9 protein-coding genes (1 of these 9 running past the window's edge) are annotated in these 18,768 nt (G+C 71.2%); all 9 read right to left on the minus strand.

Annotated elements, in window-relative coordinates:
- A protein-coding gene (locus tag V1L54_RS11970; protein WP_330117921.1) for a lonely Cys domain-containing protein crosses the window boundary here: on the minus strand, positions 1 to 8,935 show its 5' end (the start). The gene continues 24,431 nt to the left of window position 1, outside the view; 8,935 of the gene's 33,366 nt are visible here — the first part of the coding sequence; its start codon is at positions 8,933 to 8,935; its stop codon lies off the left edge, out of view.
- A gap of 10 nt (positions 8,936 to 8,945) precedes the next feature.
- A complete protein-coding gene (locus tag V1L54_RS11975; RefSeq protein ID WP_330117922.1) occupies positions 8,946 to 9,299 on the minus strand; it encodes a hypothetical protein in 354 nt (117 codons plus the stop codon).
- The gene (locus V1L54_RS11980; protein WP_330117923.1) at positions 9,296 to 9,799 is read right to left on the minus strand and encodes a YbaB/EbfC family nucleoid-associated protein; all 504 of its coding nucleotides are present in this window, start codon (positions 9,797 to 9,799) and stop codon (positions 9,296 to 9,298) included. The genes V1L54_RS11975 and V1L54_RS11980 overlap by 4 nt, the downstream gene beginning before the upstream one ends.
- Before the next feature lie 28 nt (positions 9,800 to 9,827).
- Entirely contained in the window at positions 9,828 to 13,517 is a 3,690-nt protein-coding gene (locus tag V1L54_RS11985) for an AAWKG family protein (protein WP_330117924.1), read from the minus strand.
- A gap of 63 nt (positions 13,518 to 13,580) precedes the next feature.
- Positions 13,581 to 14,048 (minus strand): type VII secretion system-associated protein, encoded by a 468-nt coding sequence (locus tag V1L54_RS11990; RefSeq protein WP_330117925.1) that lies wholly within the window; start codon positions 14,046 to 14,048, stop codon positions 13,581 to 13,583.
- Positions 14,049 to 14,297: 249 nt separating this feature from the next.
- The gene (locus tag V1L54_RS11995; RefSeq protein WP_330117926.1) at positions 14,298 to 14,618 is read right to left on the minus strand and encodes a WXG100 family type VII secretion target; all 321 of its coding nucleotides are present in this window, start codon (positions 14,616 to 14,618) and stop codon (positions 14,298 to 14,300) included.
- Between the two features lie 146 nt (positions 14,619 to 14,764).
- Positions 14,765 to 15,169: a WXG100 family type VII secretion target gene (locus tag V1L54_RS12000; RefSeq protein WP_330117927.1), complete on the minus strand. Its 405-nt coding sequence runs from the start codon at positions 15,167 to 15,169 to the stop codon at positions 14,765 to 14,767.
- A gap of 372 nt (positions 15,170 to 15,541) precedes the next feature.
- A complete protein-coding gene (gene eccB / locus V1L54_RS12005) occupies positions 15,542 to 17,032 on the minus strand; it encodes a type VII secretion protein EccB (protein ID WP_330117928.1) in 1,491 nt (496 codons plus the stop codon).
- Positions 17,033 to 17,098: 66 nt separating this feature from the next.
- A complete protein-coding gene (eccD, locus tag V1L54_RS12010) occupies positions 17,099 to 18,475 on the minus strand; it encodes a type VII secretion integral membrane protein EccD (RefSeq protein WP_330117929.1) in 1,377 nt (458 codons plus the stop codon).
- Between the last annotated feature and the right edge of the window lie 293 nt (positions 18,476 to 18,768).

The following is an 18,768-nucleotide window of genomic DNA, read 5'->3' on the forward strand; positions in this document are numbered from 1 at the left end:
CGCTCAGCGGACCGGCGTCGGTGAACTCCCGGTCCAGCAGCGGGCCGTCGGAGCCGCCCAGCAGGTGCAGCGCCAGTACGTGCGCCGCGTTCGGCGCGGTCCCGTCCGACGGCGGGGCGACCGTGCCGTCGAGCAGACCGCGCGCCTCCTCCAGCGCCGCACGCACCTCGCCGGGCAGCGGAGGGCCCCCGGCCGCGGCCTGTTCGGTGAACCACTCCAGATGCCGTTCCAGATAGACCCGGTGGTGCGGCAGCAGCAGACCGCCCCGGAGTCCACTGGGCACCTCACCCAGCGGCAGGCCCGACAGCGCCCACTCGTACAGGTGCGTGCCCTCGCCCACCAGCAGTGCCTGCTCGGCGACGGAGTCGCCGACCCCCGCCTCCTGCGCCTGCCGCAGAACATCGGCCAGGCCGTCCCGGTTCCCCGGCAGCCGCCAGGCCAGCACCGAGACCACCAGTTCCCGCAGGTCGGCGTCGGACAACCCGACGGTGTCGCGGAGATATTCCAGCAGGGCGGAGAGCGGGCCCGCAGAGCCGGTGGTGCTGAACGCCCTGCTCGGGACCACCGAGTACAGCACCTCCATCAGCTCCGGCAGCCCCGTGCCGGGCGGCGGCGCGCTCAGCCACGCCGCCTTCTCCTCCTCGGAGAGACCGTCCAGGCGGGCGGGGAAGGAGAACTTCCGGGTGGCCGCATCCGGACCGCTCAGCCCGGCCAGCCGCCCGTAGAGCCGCCGGACCGCCTCCCGTGCGGCCTCCGTCCGTCGCGGATCGGCCGCCAGCGCCCGGCCCAGCCCGTCCGTGAACCGCCGCACGGCCTCCGCCCACTCGGGCGTGCCGTAGTACGCCGCGAAGTCGACCGCGTGCCCGGGAAGATCCCGCGCCCCCGCGCGGCCGGCCGCGTCCGCCGCCGTCAGCGGCCTCGGGGGGTGGGATCGGAACTCGGCACGCGGACCGTCCGGGGTGGTCAGCAGGGACAGCCTCATGGGCTCCTGCTTCCGGAAGCGGGTCTCCACCGTGGCGCCGTCGGCGCTCACCGCTCCCAGGTGGTCGGTCATCGTCTGGGCCGCCGTCTCCACGCCCCGGCGCCGCAGGGAGATGTCGCACGGGAGCAGGCCGGCGACGAACCCGGTGCCTTCGAAGAAGGCCCTGTGGTGGGTGCCGTACTCGGCGGGGGAGAACAGTTTCTCCCCGTAGGCTGTCATGCCCGCGAGGACGGTGCCGTCGCTGTGCCCGGCGGAAAGCACGGTTCGGCCGGTCCTGCGGGCCCATGGTGCGTCAGGCTCGGCGACCAGGCGTCCCTGCCCGTCCTCCGGGGTGACCTCCCGCACCTCATAGGTGTCCTGCTCCAGCACCGCGGCGTAGAACCGGTCGTTCTGGGCCGAGTCCCGGGTGTTGTAGGTGCCGTATCCGAGGACCTCGCCGGTGTCCGGGTGCCTGACCTCGCGGACGGCGAGGGGGGTGTCCCATCGTCCGGGCCGCGGGGGCGCCGGCTGTTCCACCAGCGTGACCCGCACGTACTCACGGTCCCCGCCGGGCCTCCGGCCGAGAGCGCGGACGGTGGTCACATCCGTCGCACGGAAGGTGGCCCGCGCCGGGTAGACCAGCAGCCCGCCTTCCGCGTCGCGGGTGACATGCGCCACGCCCCGTGCCGTGGAGCGCTCGATCTCCCCCACCACCGGGCGGCTACGCCCCCCCGCTCCGGTGGAACCGGCCAGACGCCGGGCTGAGCGCACGGTCCGCGACCGGTCGGTGGTCACCTGGTGCAGCGCGGGCACCTCCACCGTCCGGCCGGGCAGGCCCTGGTCCTGTCCGGCCCTCCGCGCCCGCGCCTCGGCCACCAGCGCGTCGGCGTCCTGCCCCTGGATGATCCACCAGGCGGTGGACAGTTCCATGGGGAGTTGCTCCACCGCCTCGATCGCCATCTCACGCTGCTCGTGCAGTGTGTCCAGCACCGTGTTCGGGAGGGTGTCCACCAGCTCCTCGGCACGGCGGAGCAGTTGCTTGCGGAGCCTTTTCAGGTCCTTGGCGCGGCGGGGCGCGTCATGGGGCACCGCGCGGGCCCGGTCGGCGGCCTCGCGGAACTCGGGGTCCGCCAGGAACAGCAGCGGCAGCGAGAAGCGGAGATCACCGGAGTCGAACGCCTCCTCCACCACCTGCCGGGCGGTCTCCGCAAGACGCTGCCGGTTCACGGAGCCGTCCGGGGAGAACTCGCCCAGCAGCCGGTAGTCCGGCCCGCTCAGGTACAGCGCCGGCAGCAGCTCCTCCTGGATGTTGGCGGCGAGCAGCTTCGGGTAGGGGTGGCGCAGGTACCAGGACCGCAACGCCCGCTCGCGTGCCGGATCCACCGCCCGTGCGGATGTCTCCGGTCCCGCGCCGGGCGGTCCGTGGAGATGTCCGTGCGTCTCCCGCTCTCCGCGCCCGCGGAGCCGCAGCAGCTCGGCGATCGACCGCAGGGATGTGCCGTCTCCCACGATCTCGGGGGTCGTCCACTCCCCGGCCAGCTGTGCGTACAGCACCCTGTGCGGTTTGACCAGGTCACCGCGGTCGACCCCCTTGAGCGGAACCCGCCCCTGCATACCCGCCAGCCACCGCCGGGGGGTGAGCAGGCCGTCGGCCAGGTCGTACAGCCGGGCACCGTCCAGTTCCGCGACGTCCGGTTCCAGTTCGTCGCGCACCCCGGCCCGCTGGGCGGCGGTGTGGATCTCCACCAGCGACCGCCGCTGGTAGGAGTCGGAGTGGGACAGCAGCCACCCCGTCAGCGCCTCACGGAAGTGCACCGCGGGCGCCTCGCTCTCGATGCCCAGCGCCCGGTGGACCCGCAGCAGCCACTCCACCCGGTCCGCCGGTCCCCGCGTCAGCCGCAGCCCCCGGGCCCGGTGACTGTCGATCACCTCGCCGGAGTGCTCCTCCTCGTCGGCCGGAGGAGCCGGCAGCACTCCTCCCGGTTGTCCGGGACTCAGCGCGCGCAGCGTCCTGATGGAGCTCTCATGGGCGGCGGCGGTGTAGAGGGCCTCCATCAGCTCCTCGAGTGAGGCTCTCCGCTCCTCGTCCAGGAGACGGTCCACATCCTGGCGGGCCTCGAAGATGTCATCGGCGTAGGGGACGAGCACCATGTCCGCCGCGTCCGGCCCGTAAGCGTCCTTCAGGACTTCGCGCAGCCGCACCAGCGTCTTCCGCGCGACATCGGCCATGGCAGGGTCGGCGGCCAGCACCTTGCCGACGCTCAGCTCGTAGCGCTGGGCGCGTTCCTGCCAGCGGGGGTCGGCGTAGTAGGACGGGAACCGCGGTGGCTGCTCCGCACGGGTGGCCGGCGACGTGCCGCCCTCGACGGTGGTGGCGGTCCCCTGGTCGTCCGGGGAGTGCCAGCCGACGGGGGCGGCCGGGGCGGCGTCCGACTCCCCCGAGGGGGCGGCCGCGGGAGTGGTGTCGGTGGCCGGTCCGGCAGGCGCGTTCCCGGGTCGCGCCAGACCCAGACTCCGGAGGAACCGGTCGAAGTCACCGGCCTGGGCGGGCTGGTTCCTCTTCTGCCCCCCTGCCCCCTTGACCAAGGCGTTGAAGAACTCGCGGGTGAGCACGGGCGCATGGCCGGTGAGCCCGCGGCTCCGGTTCTCCCACTGCCGCAGCATCTCCGCGGTGAGAGGCTGCCTGTCAGTGTGAGAGGGGTCCGCCAGCCGCAGGTTCTCCACCGTCACCAGGGTCCGCAGAGCGTTCTCCAGGTCACTACGGCGGTTCGGGTCGATCGCGACGGCGAAGCGGAGGTAGCGGAGCGCCCGTATCCAGCGCAGGACACGCTCGGACCGCTGGTCGACACGGGTATCCAGTCCGATGCGGTCGGCGATTTGCGTGAGCTCTGCCTCAGTGGGTTCCGCGTAAAAGACATCCCATACGTGCCGGGGATTGTCGGGGTCGCCCTGGACGGCGATTCTCACCTCGGGTCGGTCGGGGTCGTCGACCTCGATGACCACACCGTCCAGCGCGTGGACCGGACGGCTTTTCCCTCTCCCCACCTCGTTCGCCATGTACTGCGCATGAGGGGGGTGGACGAGAGGGTCCCGGTGAGACCGGGAACCGGCAAGGCAGCTCACCTCGATGAGCGGTTTTCCCTCGTGCAGGCGTTCCAGACTCGGCCGACGCCTCAGATACCTGCCGTACTCACCGCCGCTGACCCTGACCATGGTTCCGTTCTGCAGCCAGAGTACGACGTTCTCCCTGTTCGCGTGGGCGAGTCCGACATAGGCGTCACCGACACCGGCTGCCGTGAAGGGCAAGGGCCTGGGCGGGCTCTGCCTCTTGCCGTCGGGTGACACGGTGGCGGTGTGGGTACCGTCCAGGATCCCCTCGTGGACCCTCGCCTGGACCAGGTGTTCCAGGTCCCCATGAGTCCGGCCGATCGGCTCGTGTCCTTTGAGTACGGTGTACGAGCGCACCGCGCTCATCGGGAAGGAACGACCGTCCAGGGTGCGCAGCATCTCCTGGGACGGATCGTCCGCCGGGCGCATCACGAAGCCCGGCCTGCTGGCTATCCACCGCCCGACGGGGACCTTCCCCGGCATGTGGTCGACCACGGAGATCAGGTGATCGGGATGGAGCACCCTCTTGGCACCCGTAACCGGCGGATCCAGCCTGCCGTCGTTGCTCCAGACCGTCGTCTCCGTCCCGTCGACCGCGCTCACCCGGGCGGCGATCAGCCTGGGAAGTTCCAGGTGCTGGGCACCGGCCTCGGACACCAGCAGGACGACGGGAGCACCCTTGGGGCGGTTCGGGTCGTGGGCCAGCAGCTCGGCCAGCTCCTCCGGCTTCACCTGGTAGGGGCCGCTGGGCAGGCGCACCTCCACGTGGGTGTGTCCCCCACGAGCGACCAGCACGTAGAAACTCTTGTGCCCGTCCCTGCCCCAGGGAGCCCGGAAGGTTCCTTCTGTCTTCCCCGACGCCGACTTCACCCGGTAGTTGTCCAGGAAGGGCGGGGAGATTTTGGCACCGGTCCAGTTCAGGCCGCTGACGCCGTCCTTGGGTTTCAGCGCGTTGTCCCCCGACAGGACTCCCGACCGCTGGAGGTGGTAGGCCTGCAGCGCGGCCAGCGTCTCCGCCCGCCCGGCCGCCTCCGCGTCGTAGACCAGATCGAGCAGCTCGCGGCGCTGCCGGTGCCCCACCGCCGAACCGGACCGCAGGTGCAGCACCCGGCGGGCCAGTTCGTCGAAGTCCATCCGCCCGTGCCGGAGGTCACGGTCACCGCTCCTGGCGGCCTCCAGCACGCCGACAGCTCGTGCCAGCCGCCCGAACGACGGATCAGCGGTGACACCCGGCCCGAACACCCGGTGCAGTACCTCGGCCGGCTGCTCGGGAGCCGTGGTGCCGGACGGGGAGTGCCAGCCGACGGGGGCGGCCGGGGCGCTCGTTCCCTGCATCGCGCCGTCGGTGCCGTCTCGCGAGGAGGTGTCGGCGACCGAAGTCGGGATGATCCGGCCGACGGGGCGTGAACGCGCTCGGAACGTACTGAAGAAGGTGGCTCTGCCGCGCTCGTCGTGGTCCAGGTAGATCGTACGCTTGCCGCTTCTGTCGAGTTGTGCGCCGACCTGGCCCAGCGTCGCGTCGACCGGCAGGTCGGCGACCTCGGCGACGATCTCGGCGACGGTCTGCGCCTCGGCCGGGCTCACTCTGCAGGAGATGAGCGCGACCCCTTCGAAGTTCTCGGGGCCGTAGCGCAGAAGCAGGTCCCGGACGTGGGCGCCGAACCTCCGCGCGTCCATGATCTCGGTGCTGCCGCCGTCCAGCGTGACGTGGAAGCCCTGCTGGTCGTGATGAGCGGCCACGAAGAAGGCCCTGCCGAACCTCTTCGGTGGCGCTCCCCTCCGGTAGACGGTTTCGCCCCGGTCGTTGACGGACTTGTGGGAGACACCGGCCTCCCGCAGTTCGGAGAAGTGCGGAAGGCGCTCCGCCAGCTGCTTCTCCGGCAGGGAGGCCACACCGATGATCTGCCCACTGCCGTCGGTGATGGGACGGAAGTCCACCGGTGAGTGGTTCCACTCCGAGCGGTCCGGTGCCGACTTGGGCGGCCGGGGCGGTGCGGCGGTGAAGACCGCCCGCTGCCGCGGCGAGGGGCCCCCTGTCCGTGAGGTCGCCGCAGTGGTGGCCTCACGGCCGGGGGCCGGACCGGTCGTCCGCACCGCGGCAGCGGTGGCCTCAGGCGATGCCGTGGTCGCGGGCGGCCCGCCCGCGACCACGGGAGCGCTCCGCTCCCGGACCGGCTGGGCGTGGAAGGAGAACGGACCGCTCTGCACCACGGGCCTGGTGAAACCGGAGGTCGGCTTCGGGCTCTGCGGCGCCGGGTGCGCGGGAGAACCGACCGCGGAGTTCGCGGGAGGAGCGGAAGACCCCGGGACGGCCGGAGTCCGGGAGGTGGCAGGTGGCGGTGTGGCCGGGTCCGTGCCGGTGGTCGCCACCGGGACCGGGGCGGCGGGCGCGGGTGCGACGGGCAGGTCGGCCGGGTCGGTGTCCTGGGTGGTGGTGGGCTGCCCCACGGTGTCCGGCTGCCCCGACTCGGGGAGGCTCGCCACCCAGCTGCGGATCTGGGTGTCCCGCTCTCCCGGGGTGGGAGCGGCGGGCAGGTCGGCCGGGTTCCGCGGAGCAAGACCGGTGGTGTCCTGCCCGTCCGGCCGCTCCGGCACCGGGCGGGCGGCGGGCGGGGCGCCGGTAGTGGTGAAGGCCGAAGAAACCGGCGCGGTACCACCGAGGTCGCTCGACGTACTGACGACGCTGTGGTCGACGGAGGGCGTGGCAGGGGTCACCTGATCGGTGGTGCCGGTGGTCTGTTGCCGGGTGTCCGGCTGTCCCGCCGGGGTCGCGCCGATGTTCTGGTCGGGCGTGTTCTGGTCGAGCGTGTTCTGGTCGAGCGTGTTCTGGTCGGTGACCGGTGCGGTGGTGTCCGGTGCGGGTTGTCCCGTCGCGAGGGGAGCGGGGGCAGCCGGGTCGTCGGTCCGCCGTCCGGTGAGGTCGGTCGGCACCTGCCCCCGGTTCTGGGTCTGTCCCTGGGGTTGTACCGGGCTCTGGCCCTGCTGGTGCTGGTTCTGGCCCGGGGACGCGGTGGACGGGGCGGAGAAAGGAGTGGTGGCCGGCACGCCGGGTGTGAGGGGCAGCCCACTGCCCGTGGTGTCGGCCGAGGGGTCTTTCACTCCGGTCCCGACAGCACTGGCGTCCGGCTCGGTGATCGCCGTGTCGTCACTGGCGACCGACCATGCGTCGTTATCGTCCCTGAGATCACTGACATCGCTGTACAGCGAGACGTTGTCGTCGAAGTCGCTCGCGGCGAGGTTGTGGCCGAAACCGGAAGAAGAAGAGGACGGGGACGGGGACGGGGTGAGACCCGCACCGTTCATCCCACCGGTGCCACCCGTGCTACCGGTACCGCTGACCTCACCGGTATCGCTGAGATCACTGACGTCGCTGTAGAGCGAGACGTTGTCACCGAAGCCGCTGAGATCACTGACATCGCTGTAGAGCGAGGCGTTGTCGTCGAAGGCACCGCGGGAGTCGGCGTCGCCGGGGGTGGGCGAGGAGTACGGCGAGACATGCGGCGCGGTGGGGGAAACGCCGGGGAGGTCGGGACGGAGGACGGTGTCGCCGCCCGCATACGGCGTCTCGGCGGTGAAGTCGCCGCCGGTGCCGGGGGTGTGCGAGGCGGCCGGGACGTCGGAGCTGGTCGGCGGCGGCTGGAAGGCGGGCAATGGGCCGGGAAGATTGACAGTGGCCGTGTCACCGCCGGCACCGACGACGCCCGTCGGCCCCGGCTGGAAGACACCGGTCCCGTACGCCGCCCCCGGCTGGAAGACGCCGTTGTACCCGTCGGCGGCCAGGGGGCCGCCGACGACCCCCGGGCCCAGCACCGGCTCCGGCCCGTCGGACCCGGAGGAGACCGTGGAGGGCTGCTTGCCGCCCGAGGTCTTGTCGACGGAGAACTTGTTGTAGAAGTCGTTGGCGTTGTTGGTGTACTGCGTACCGAACTTCTGGTTGAACTTGTGGGCCAGGAGCTCCGTGACCCTGATCGTCACATCGGCGGCGGCCTCGAACAGCACACCGCTGATACCGGCCTGCACGAAGGTGCTGGGCTTGAACTCCCACTTGCCGAAGACGACACCCTTGACGAACCATTCGGCGATCGACTCCGCGGCGCCCTCGTTGATGAAGGCTTCGGGGAACTGCAGCATTTCCTTGAACCACTGCGGCTTGTTCTTGAGGAAGTCCCTCAGCCCCCAGCGGGCCGCCTGGCCCAGTGCCCCGCCGATCAGACCGGCGGTCGCGCCGAAGAAGGCCGCGATCCCGATGTCCTTCCCGTCCAGCTCCTTCCGCTTCCGGTCCGGGTTGTCCGGCGCGATCATCGAGGTCAGCTGCGCGGCCAGGGAGGTGAGGGCCTCCTCGATCGCCTCCGTGACCGTGGTGGAGAAGATCGGGACCCGGCGTGACAGACGCTGCATGATCAGCATCATCCGCAGCGCGGTACGGGCCTCGACCAGCGGGATCTGAGCGGCCGCGGCACCACCGGAGAACGCCACCTCCACGGCGATCGCGGCCAGCTCGATCTTCATGAAGATGAATTCCCAGATGATCTCGTACTTGGCCTCGGCGAGCCGTCTGGAGTACTCCACCTGCCGCTCGCCGGCCTTGTCCGCCTCGTCGGCCAGCTCGCTGAGACGGTCCTTCCCGTCGTCGGAGACGAACTGCCGCATCGCCGCGGAGAACTGCTTCCCGATGGCAGGCGGAAGTGAGGTCTCGGCCCACGACAGCACGCGCTGGGCCAGGGCGCGGTACTCCCTGACATCGGTCGCCAGATCGTGGTAGGGCATACGGCTGTCGTAGCCCAGGTCCTCGTTGCCGCGGGCGACGTTCGCCCCCAGCCAGACCTCCAAGAACTCCGCCAGTCCCGGCGGGAAGTTGATCGCCATCGGTGGCCGGTCAGCGCCTCACGTCGGCGTCGTCGTCGAAGCTGCCGCGCTGGCGGTCGATGTCCACGTGTGCGTCGTCCTTCGGTTTCCTGATGGCGTCCGCCTCGGTCGCGAGGGTCTCGACAACCCCGTCGGCCACCTGGTCGACGGTCCCGGCCGCCCTCCCGAGCGCCTCCTTCGTCTTCCTCACCTGAGGGACCACGTTGTTGGCGAACTCGTCGTCGCCCTCCACTCCCCAGCAGCCCTCGTAGTACGAGGTGCCCTCCTCGAACCGCTGAACCATCTGCTTGCCGAGGTGCATCAGCTGGCGCAGCTCCCGGCTGCTGGCCAGGATCTCCTCGACATCGGCGGAGAACTCGCTCACCGTGCACCATCCTTCGGCCGCTGCCAGTCGCCGGCGGGCTGCCCTGGCGCGGCGGACGGCAGCTCGTCGTCCTCGTGGATCTCGTCGTGGAACCGGCTGGAACGCCTCGGCTGCCGCTGGGAGTCGTCGTCGAGCAGCGAGCCGAACACCTGGCCCCAGTCGACGCCCCGCACCTGTCGCGGGCTGCCGGCCGGGGCGCGCCTGGTGATCGGGTCGAGCACCTCCACCGCCGCGCGCGCCATGGCGGCACGGGCGGCGGTGAGGGCCTCCAGCACCGCGGTGGACAGCTGGGCGGCGGCCATGGTCCGGTACTTGCCGTCGAGGAACTCCACGGCGGTCACCTCGCCCCGGCCGTTGACGGTGGCCTGCACCGACCGGTCGGACGAACGGGCGGTGTGCGCGGCACTCTCCAGCCGTGCCTGGGCGGTGACCACGTCCTTCTCCAGCCGCTCGATCTCGGCCGTGGCCCTGGTGATGCGGTCCTCCAGTGAATCGCTCAACGCCCTCTCCCCTCTTCCCGGCCGGCTCTCATCGGCCCAGTGCCTGCGGGGCGCCGCCCTCGTCGGTGCCCCAGACGTCCTCGTCCTCGGCCAGCCAGGTGGTGCGCTCGCGGTCGCTGCTCTCGGTCTGCTGGCCTCCGTTCCCGCCGCCCATCGGGCCCATGGGGGGCATGAACGGCATGCCGCTGCTGGTGGTCTGCGTTCCGCGCGGCGCCACCCGGTGCTCCTCGTCCACCCCCGGGCCGCCCGCGGCCCGGACGGGGCGGGCGATGGAGGTGTCCAGCACCTGGCGGCCCCGCTCTCCCGAGCCGCTGCCCGAGGCACCCGCGCCGCCCATGCCGCCCATCATCGGCGGCATCATCGGCGCGCCGGGCGCCCCCGGCTGCGAGGAGCCGGCGCCGACCGCGGCGTCCTGGCGGCCCAGCGCGGCGGCGGGGGCGTCGGAGCCGTAGAGGTTGTCCTCGCTGAAGGCCGACGAGTAGGGGGAGGAGCCGTAGAGGGAGGTCGCGCCGACTCCGGCGGGAACACCGCCGGGCTCGGGGACGGGGGGCAGGTCCGCCAGGCGCTGCTGGATCAGTTCCCCGATGTTCTTGTCGCCGCTGTTCAGACGGTCCTGTTCGGCCTGGATCTCGGCCATCCGCTCGTCGTAGCGGGCCCGGGCGTCCCGGCGGGCCTCCTCGGCCTCGGCCCTGGCCTCCTGACGGGCCTCGCGGGCGGCCTCCCGCTCCTGCTCGTACTCGGCCCTGGCCTGGTTCTGGGCCTCGTCGGCGGCGGCGATGGCCTCGGCCTCGGTCCGGTCGATCTCGGCGAGCCGATCCTCGTACTGGGCGCGGGCCTCCTCCTGACTGACACGCCCCTCGGCCAGCTGCCGCTCGTACTCCGCCCTCGCCTCGGCGCGCTCGGCCTCGGCGTCGGCCCTGGCCTGCTCGCGCCGCTCCTCGGCGGCTTCCTTCGCCTGCTCGTACTCCCGGCGTGCCTCGGCCTCGCGCTCGTTGGCCTCGCGCTCGGCGGCGTCCCGTTCGGCGCGGACCTCGTTCTGCTCGCGCTGGAACTGCTCCTGGGCGTCGTTCTTGGCCTGCTCGGCCTCGAACCTGGCCTGGGCCTGTTCCTTGAGGGCCTGCTGGCGGAGCTCCTCCTGGGTGGCCTTCGCCGCCTCGCGCTCCTTCTCGGCTTCGGCGCGCGCCTCCTCCTGCGCGGCCCTGGCCTCGTTGCGCGCCTCTTCCTGAGCCGCCTTGGCCTCCGCCCGGTCCTGCTCCTGCTGGGCCCTGGCCGCCTCGCGCTCCTGCTCCGCCTCGGCGCGCGCCTCCTCCTGGGCGGCCTTGGCCGCCGCCTTCTCCTGCTCGTACTCGGCCCTGGCCTGGTTCTGGGCCTCGTCGGCGGCGGCGATGGCCTCGGCCTCGGTCCGGTCGATCTCGGCGAGCCGATCCTCGTACTGGGCGCGGGCCTCCTCCTGACTGACACGCCCCTCGGCCAGCTGCCGCTCGTACTCCGCCCTCGCCTCGGCGCGCTCGGCCTCGGCGTCGCTCCTGGCCTGCTCGCGCTGTTCCTCGGCGGCTTCCTTGGCCTGCTCGTACTCCCGGCGGGCCTCGGCCTGCTCGCGCTGGAGCTGCTCCTGGGCGTCGTTCTTGGCCTGCTCGGCCTCGGAGCGCGCCTCCTCCTGGGCCGCCTTGGCCTCGTTACGGGCCTCTTCCTGAGCCGCCTTGGCCTCCGCCCGGTCCTGCTCCTGCTGGGCCCTGGCCGCCTCGCGCTCCTGCTCCGCCTCGGCGCGCGCCTCCTCCTGGGCGGCCTTGGCCGCCGCCTTCTCCTGCTCCTGCTCGGCCTTGGCCGCCGCGCGGTCCTCCTCGGCCTGCTTGCGCTGCCGCTCCTGCTCGGCCTTGGCCTCCGCCCGCTGCTGGGCGGCGTACTGCGCCGCCAGGGCCTGCTGGTTCTGTGCTTCCTGCCGCTGTCTGTCCTGCTCGGCCTTGGCCTCTTCCCGGTCCTGCTGCGCCTGCCGCTGGGCCTCCTCCTGCGCGGCCTTGGCCTCGTTGCGGGCCTCCTCCTGGGCGGCCTTGGCCTCTTCCCGGTCCTGCTGCGCCTGCCGCTGGGCCTCCTCCTGGGCGGCCTTGGCCTCTTCCTGCGCCTTCTTCTGCTCGGCCTTGGCCTCTTCCCGGTCCTGCTGCGCCTGCCGCTGAGCTTCCTCCTGGGCGGCCTTGGCCTCTTCCTGCGCCTTCTTCTGCTCGGCCTTGGCCTCTTCCCGGTCCTGCTGCGCCTGCCGCTGGGCCTCCTCCTGCGCGGCCTTGGCTGCCGCCCGGTCCTCCTCGTAGTCCTTCTTGCGCTTCTCCTGCTCCTCCTTGGCCTCCTGCCGGTCCTTCTCGTAGTCCTCTTTCTGCTTCTTGAGGAACTCCTCGTTGTCCTTCTTCTGCTTGGCCGCCTCCTCCTTGGCCGCGATCTCGGACAGCGAGCGCTGGTCCTTGTCGGTGAGTTCGGGGACGAAGCTGTCCTTCGCGTCGGCGAACGCCTGCGAGATGTTCTTGATCGCCGTGGCGGCGATCTCGTTCAGATAGGCCTTCGCGGCTTCCTCCCAGCCCGAGACGGCCTTCTCGCCGATCTTCTTCCAGGTCGTCATATCGTCGGGCGGGCCGTAGGAGACTCCGTCGATGATGATGGCGTTCTTGAAGCCCTCCGCGGCCACCACCACCGTGCGGGAGGAGCCGTACATGCCACCGGTGGTGTAGGTCTCGAAGTCGATCTTGTCGTACTGGTGGTCGAACAGCTCGAAAGTGGCCTTCTCCAGCAGGTCGTACAGCCAGCGCTGCGGGGACCGCACGGGGCTCCAGGCGTTCCAGGCTGTGATGAGGTTGTTCACCTCGTCGATGATCGTCTGCTGGATGCGGGCCAGGGCACGGCCGGGCGCGGTGCTGACGGAGTAGCCGTCGATGGTGACCTCGGTCCCCTGCTGGCCCTCGGCTCCCTCGCTGAGCTGGTCGACGTAACCGCTGTAGTTGCGGGCCAGCTTCTCGACGAGTTCCTTGAAGATGCTCGCTCCGGTGCCGGCCCAGGACTCGCTGCCGTCACCGATGTCCTTCTTCTCCCAGTCCCCGACCGTCGTGGCGCTGTCCTGGAAGAACTTCACCGCCCGCTCGAAGGCCTTGGCGGTCTCGGTGAAGGAGGCCAGATCGACGTAGTCCTTGTCCTCCACCTTCAGACCACGGTCGGCGAAGCCCACGGTGGAGTGGTTGTCACGGAGATGTTTCAGCGCCAGGACCGACCCGTGTATGTACTGGGTCATGGGCTTGGTGCTCCACTTGATGTGCTCGCCCTCCTTGTTCCAGCCGCCCTTGTCCTTGAGGACCTTGCTGGTGAGGTCGACGCCGGCCAGGATGTCCTCGCCGCTGGGGATCTTCTCGTCGATGGTGCCCAGGATGGTGATGTACGCGTAGTAGTGGTAGAGCATCCTTCCCTTCTCGATGTCCTCCGGCTGGCTGTTGGGCGGCTTCATGTAGGGGATGATCAGGTCGGTGTTGTGCTTGCGCCACCCGATCGCCGAGTAGAAGCCGGACTGGTTGCCGGAGTTGTCATCCCCCACCTTGTGCAGCCGCACGTGCATCAGGGGGATGTCCTCATTGCCCTTGAGGGTGTCGAACAGTGTGCTGCGCGTCGGCAGGACGTAGCCGGTGAGCATGTCGACTGCCTGTTTCCAGTAGTCGTCGTTGTTGTTGAAGTCGTTCTCACTGGGCACTGAGGGCTCCGCGACGCGTTACAAGGAGGAGAGGACGGGCGGGGATACGGCTACCGGTTCGGGTCAGTCGTCATCGTCGTCATCGTCGTCACCGCCGGAGTAGGTGCCGCCCCCCTCCATACCGGCGTCGACGTCGTCGAAGATGTCCATGAACGTCTCGGCGGTGATCTTGTCCAGGCTGCCCTTCTGGTTCTTCGTCAGCTCCTCAACGGTCTCCTCAAGGGCTTCCTCGATGTCGTCGAACAGCATGCGGTGGTCCTTGATGACGCGGTGGATCGCGTCCGCGGCCTCCTGGATCTGCTCGTTCAGCGCGCTGCCGCCGACTCCGTTCTCGCCCGCCATCTGCCCGATCACCAGCGGCCGGGTGGACTTGAGCGTGGTGACCTCCGGGTCACCGACGGAGGAGATGGCCTGGCCGTCCGGGGAATCCTTGAGCATCTTGCCCAGGGCGGCCTTGAACTCGACGATCTCCTCATTGATGAAGTTCTTCAGGAACTCGCTGTCGAGCACCGTGGTCTTGTTCTCGGCCATGTCCTCACCTTCTGCCTGGCGGTGTCGGGACCACCGGCGTCCGCGCCGCGGGGTTCCCGCGCGACGCGGACGCCGACATGTGCTGCGTGTGGTGGCCGAGGGCCGGCCTCTCGCCCGGCACGGCGGGAAACCGGTGCCCCCGAACGGTGTGCGCCGTGGCCTCTCCGCGCCTCCCGCCCGCTCGCCCCGGGTCGTCGGGGGGGCTTGCGGAGCAGGGGTGCGGCAGGGCCGTCCGGCGAGGAAGGAAGGTCAGCGGCTGCCGATCGTGATGCTCGACCAGCGGTCGGAGAGGGCCTTCTCGGTGTAGCGGTAGTTGTCGGAGATGTCGGTCAGCAGGTGCGAGTTGCTGGCCAGCAGGTTCTTGATGTTCTGCACGGCCTGGTTCCAGTTGGCCTGCACCTGCCGGTAGACGTCGCTGTCCTCACCGATCCAGGTGTTCTTCAGCTCGGTCAGCTCCATCTCGAGGTTCTCGATGATGCTCATGATGGCCTGTGACTGTTCGACCATGTCGTCGGCCGCGTTCTCCGCGTGCCGGTAGTCGATGTAGATGTAGCCGTCGCTCAGGTTCACGGGGTCCTCGATTCAGCGCGGGTGCGGGCAGGGAGACGGTCGCCGCCTGTGGGCGGGGCGGGGACCGGCGGAAAGGGCGGGCCGGCGGTGGGCACGCCGGCGGGGTGGGGTGCGGCGTGCGGTGGGAGCACGCCGGGGCCGGAAGGTCAGCCGCCGAGCGGCTTGAGGCGCTCGTCCGAGCTGAACTCCGAGGAGGCCGTCCCCGGTTCGCCCGCGGGAGGCGGGTTCAGCTCGTCGAACACCGTGGTGGAGCGGTTGTACTGCTCGTTGATGGCCTCGTTGGAGGAGCCCTGCGCCAGGCCGTGCTCGCGCAGGGTCTCGTTCAACTCGTCGACCATCCGGTCCAGGTTGAGCAGGATCGTGTCGACGTTGCGGTCCCACTCGTCCAGGAGCTTTCCGAAGGCACCGCCGTCGCTGCCGCCGTACGAGGTGCCGAGGTTCTGGCGGGTACCCTGGACGTCCTGCTGACAGCGCTGGACCCCCTTGAAGGCCATGCTGAGCGCCTCAATCCCGTTCCGGGTGGATTCCTCCGTGGACTGCTGCAAAGACATGGGGGGTTCCCCTTTTCTCCACTGATTCGCCCCGTCGCAACCGAGTAAACGCCGCGCGCGGCAGCGTACGGCGCCGCTCTTGCCGCGACAGGCCCGCGACAGGGAATAGGGCCATTGAGTCGGAGCAGATGATAAGCACGCCCGAACGAGCCGCGCAAACACTCCCGCACCACCACCCCCTTTACCCAATTGCTCACCTGAGCAGAAATTCCGGGAATTCCTTGCTCGAACGAGCGAATAGCGTGCGCGAAGGCGGTCACAGCGGACATAAAGCCACCGGCGGAACCGGTGGCACGGCAGCGGCCGTCACCCGGGGTTGCCCGAGTGGACCCGGCATCGTTGCCCGCCGCCCGCCTCCGCGACACGGCCGGACTACCGGTTCTCCCGGTCCGGACGCGCGCAGCGCACCGAGATGCGCGGCTCACCGGTCGCGGCGGACTCCTTGGTCAGATCGGGGCCGGTGGGCAGCATCGACAGCACGTGCGCGGGCAGGGTCCGTTCCTCCACGCCGCCGTACCCCAGCGCCTCGACGGCCTCCTTGGAGAGCAGCCGGTGTTTCACGCCGGTGTCGGTGACCAGGAACGTGGTGTCCCCCAGGGTGCTTCCGGCCGCGCTCAGCGCCCGTACCAGCACTCCGGCGCCGGGCCGCACCGAGACGGCGTCCACCGGCAGGCAGGCCGGCTCGAACTCCGGCTCGGGGGCCTGGACGGGGTCGCCCAGCACCGTCTCGGGCAGTATCGCGGTGCCCACCCGGGCACTGCCGTCGGCGGACGCGACGTCCGCGCACACCGCCTGGTCCGGGGCGGCCCGGACGGGCTCGGGCGGAGTGGGCGGCAGCCCGGCCTCGTCCCCGGACCCGGCGGCACCGGGGGCCAGATGACCGGTGAGGGCGTCGGCTCCGAGGGTGGGCACCTGTGTCTCGCCGCCCCCGTAGGCCTCCTCGGCGGTACGCGGGTCCCCCAGGACGAGCGCGGCGACGGTGTCGCTGAGCGGCACCAGCCCCTCCTTGCCCAGCAGGTGGTACCGGGGGTCGGAGCCGGGCACGTCCACCCGGAAGACCTGGCCGACACGGGTGTCCCGCCCGCCCAGGCGCGGGCCGTCCTCGCCCCGGCCGGGCACCTCGGGCGGGGCCAGGTCGGGCCCCTGGGGGAAGGCGTCCAGGAAGGCCGCGGAGACCGGGCGGGGGGTGACGGACCCGTAGCCCAGCGCCCGGACGGCCTCGGCCTTCTCGTCCAGCCGCAGCCTGCTGCCCTGCCACAGCAGGTACTCCCGGTCGTCGGGGCCGGTGACGAGCACCCCGCCGCCGTCGCCCGGCCGCCGCGCCCCGGAGATGTCCTCGACCTCCCCGGCGCCGATGGCCAGGACGGTGCGGGCCCGGGGCTCACCCGTCTCGGTGGGCTCGGTGACCGAGCACACCAGCCAGGGGCCGGTCTCCAGCTCACCACCGCCGGGCAGCGCGTCGGGGGCACCGGGGACGCCCACCGGGGTGCCGTGGGGGGTGTCACCCAGGGAGGAGGTGCCCACCGAGGAGACCTCGGGGGCGCCGCCGGTGATCAGCCGGGCGGACGCGTAGTTGCGCACCGGGCGCAGCCGGCCGTCCAGATACAGGTAGGAGGCTCCGGTCTGCTTGTCGACCACGAGCTTGCCCTCGGCCTTCCAGGTGGTGTTCCCACCGGGTTTGAGCAGGCCGAAGACGAAGGCACCGGCACACACCAGCACGGCGATGATCAGGCCGATCACGGCCCCGCGGTTGGTGCGGCCCGACGGGCTCTCGGGGTCGTCGGGGTCCGCGCGCAGCATGGCCGAGGCCAGGCGGCCCATCACGAACAGGTGGGCCTGTACTTGATCGCGTTTGTTCTGCATCGGTGAAGTCGGGTTCCCGGGTCTGGTGGACGGTGGAGTGGGCCGGGGCGGGCCGTTCGGCCGGGGTCAGCCGTTGAGGCCGCGCAGCAGGCCGTAGACGCCCACCGACCACAGCATCAGCGGCAGCATGCTGATGGCGGCCGCGGAGTGCAGCAGTTCGGCCGCCCGGCCCCAGTAGGGCACCAGCCGGCGGCCGGGCACCGTCCACGAGGCGATCGCCAGGGTGGCGGTCAGGCCCAGCAGGGCGACGGCCACCGCCAGCCGGTCGCCGCCGTCCAGCCGCTGGGCCCCGGCGTACACCAGCAGGGCCGCTCCCCAGGCACCGGCGGCGGTCAGGGACAGCCGCTGCCAGACGTTGCCCAGGCCCCGACTGTGCAGCAGCAGCAGGAGGGACAGGGCCACCGTGACACAGATCTCGGCCCATTCGGGATCGGCGGTCAGCGCGATCAGGCAGGGCAGGCACACCAGGGCGATGGCGCCGTAGAAGGCGGTCATCCAGCCGTCGGCCAGGATGGAGCGGGTCTCGACCTCGTCGGTGGGGTACGGGTCGATGCCCTCCTGAAGCTGCTGGACGTTGGTGGGCAGCGGCGGCATCCGCATCCCCGCCAGCCGGAAGGACAGCGAGGGGACGAAGCCGCCGAAGAGCACCACCACCACCGCCACCACACTGGCGGCCCGCTCGCTGGTCAGCCCCGCCAGCAGCAGACCGGCGCCGATGGCGCCGGCCACCGCGACCGCGACCACGCCCAGGAACAGCGCCGGATAGGTGCCCACCGCCGCCAGGGCCAGGACGGCCGCGCCGGCGGCGGCGGCCGAGGCGGCCAGGGGGACGTTGCCGAGGGCGGGGGCGTCGCCCGGCAGCAGCCAGCCGGCCAGTGCGAAGTACGGGACGGCCGCCATGCCCAGCACGGCCGCGGCACCGGTGTCGCCCACCGCGCGGGAGGCCGAGCCGGCCCCGGCGATCAGCAGCAGTCCGAAGACGGCGGCGGCCAGGGCCCGTATCCAGGCATCGGCCCCGTTCTGGGCCAGCAGCACCAGGCCCAGGGCGAGGGTGGCGCCGACCAGGCCGTGCAGCAGACGGCGGCTGGCCAGCGGACTCCAGCCGTGCGGGCGGCCGCGCATGGTGGTGGAGATGCCGTCCACCAGGTCGTCCAGATGGACCTCGGGCAGGGCGTCCTCGCGGGGCCGCAGATACAGCACCTCGCCGTCGCGCAGGTTGAGGGAGTCCAGGGTACTCTCGGGGTCCAGCGGTGGGCCGCCCAGGCGCTGGAGCACCCAGCCGCCGTGTTCCAGCCCGGACTCCGCCAGCTCCTCCCCGCCGTAGCCGATCACCGTGGGCAGCAGGTCGGCGACGGGCACATCGGCCGGCACGGCCAGGTCGATGGTGCGGGCGGGAGCCCGTACGGTCAGGCGGCACAGGGCTGCGGTCTGGGTGTCAGTCATGGTCGTGGTTCGCGCTTCCTGGCAGACCGCACATTGTCGCGGTGGCATGGGAAAACCGGTGAAAAGGTGAAGAAGGGGCGGACACGCCGTCCGGCGGCCGGGTGCGGGGGCCGGTGGTGTGACACGTGTCCGGTGAGTTTGACCGGCGGCCGCCCCATTGTGCAACGTCCGGTGCGTCTCACGGACCACTGTACAAAGACCCTGTGCCGACGGCCGGGCGGGGAAAAGGGCAGGGGAAGTTGCCCTTTCACCCCTCCCCGGATCGACCGGCTGCCCGAAGGTTTCCCTATTCT

It is taken from the genome of Streptomyces rubellus, from assembly GCF_036323805.1.
Classification (GTDB): Bacteria; Actinomycetota; Actinomycetes; order Streptomycetales; family Streptomycetaceae; genus Streptomyces.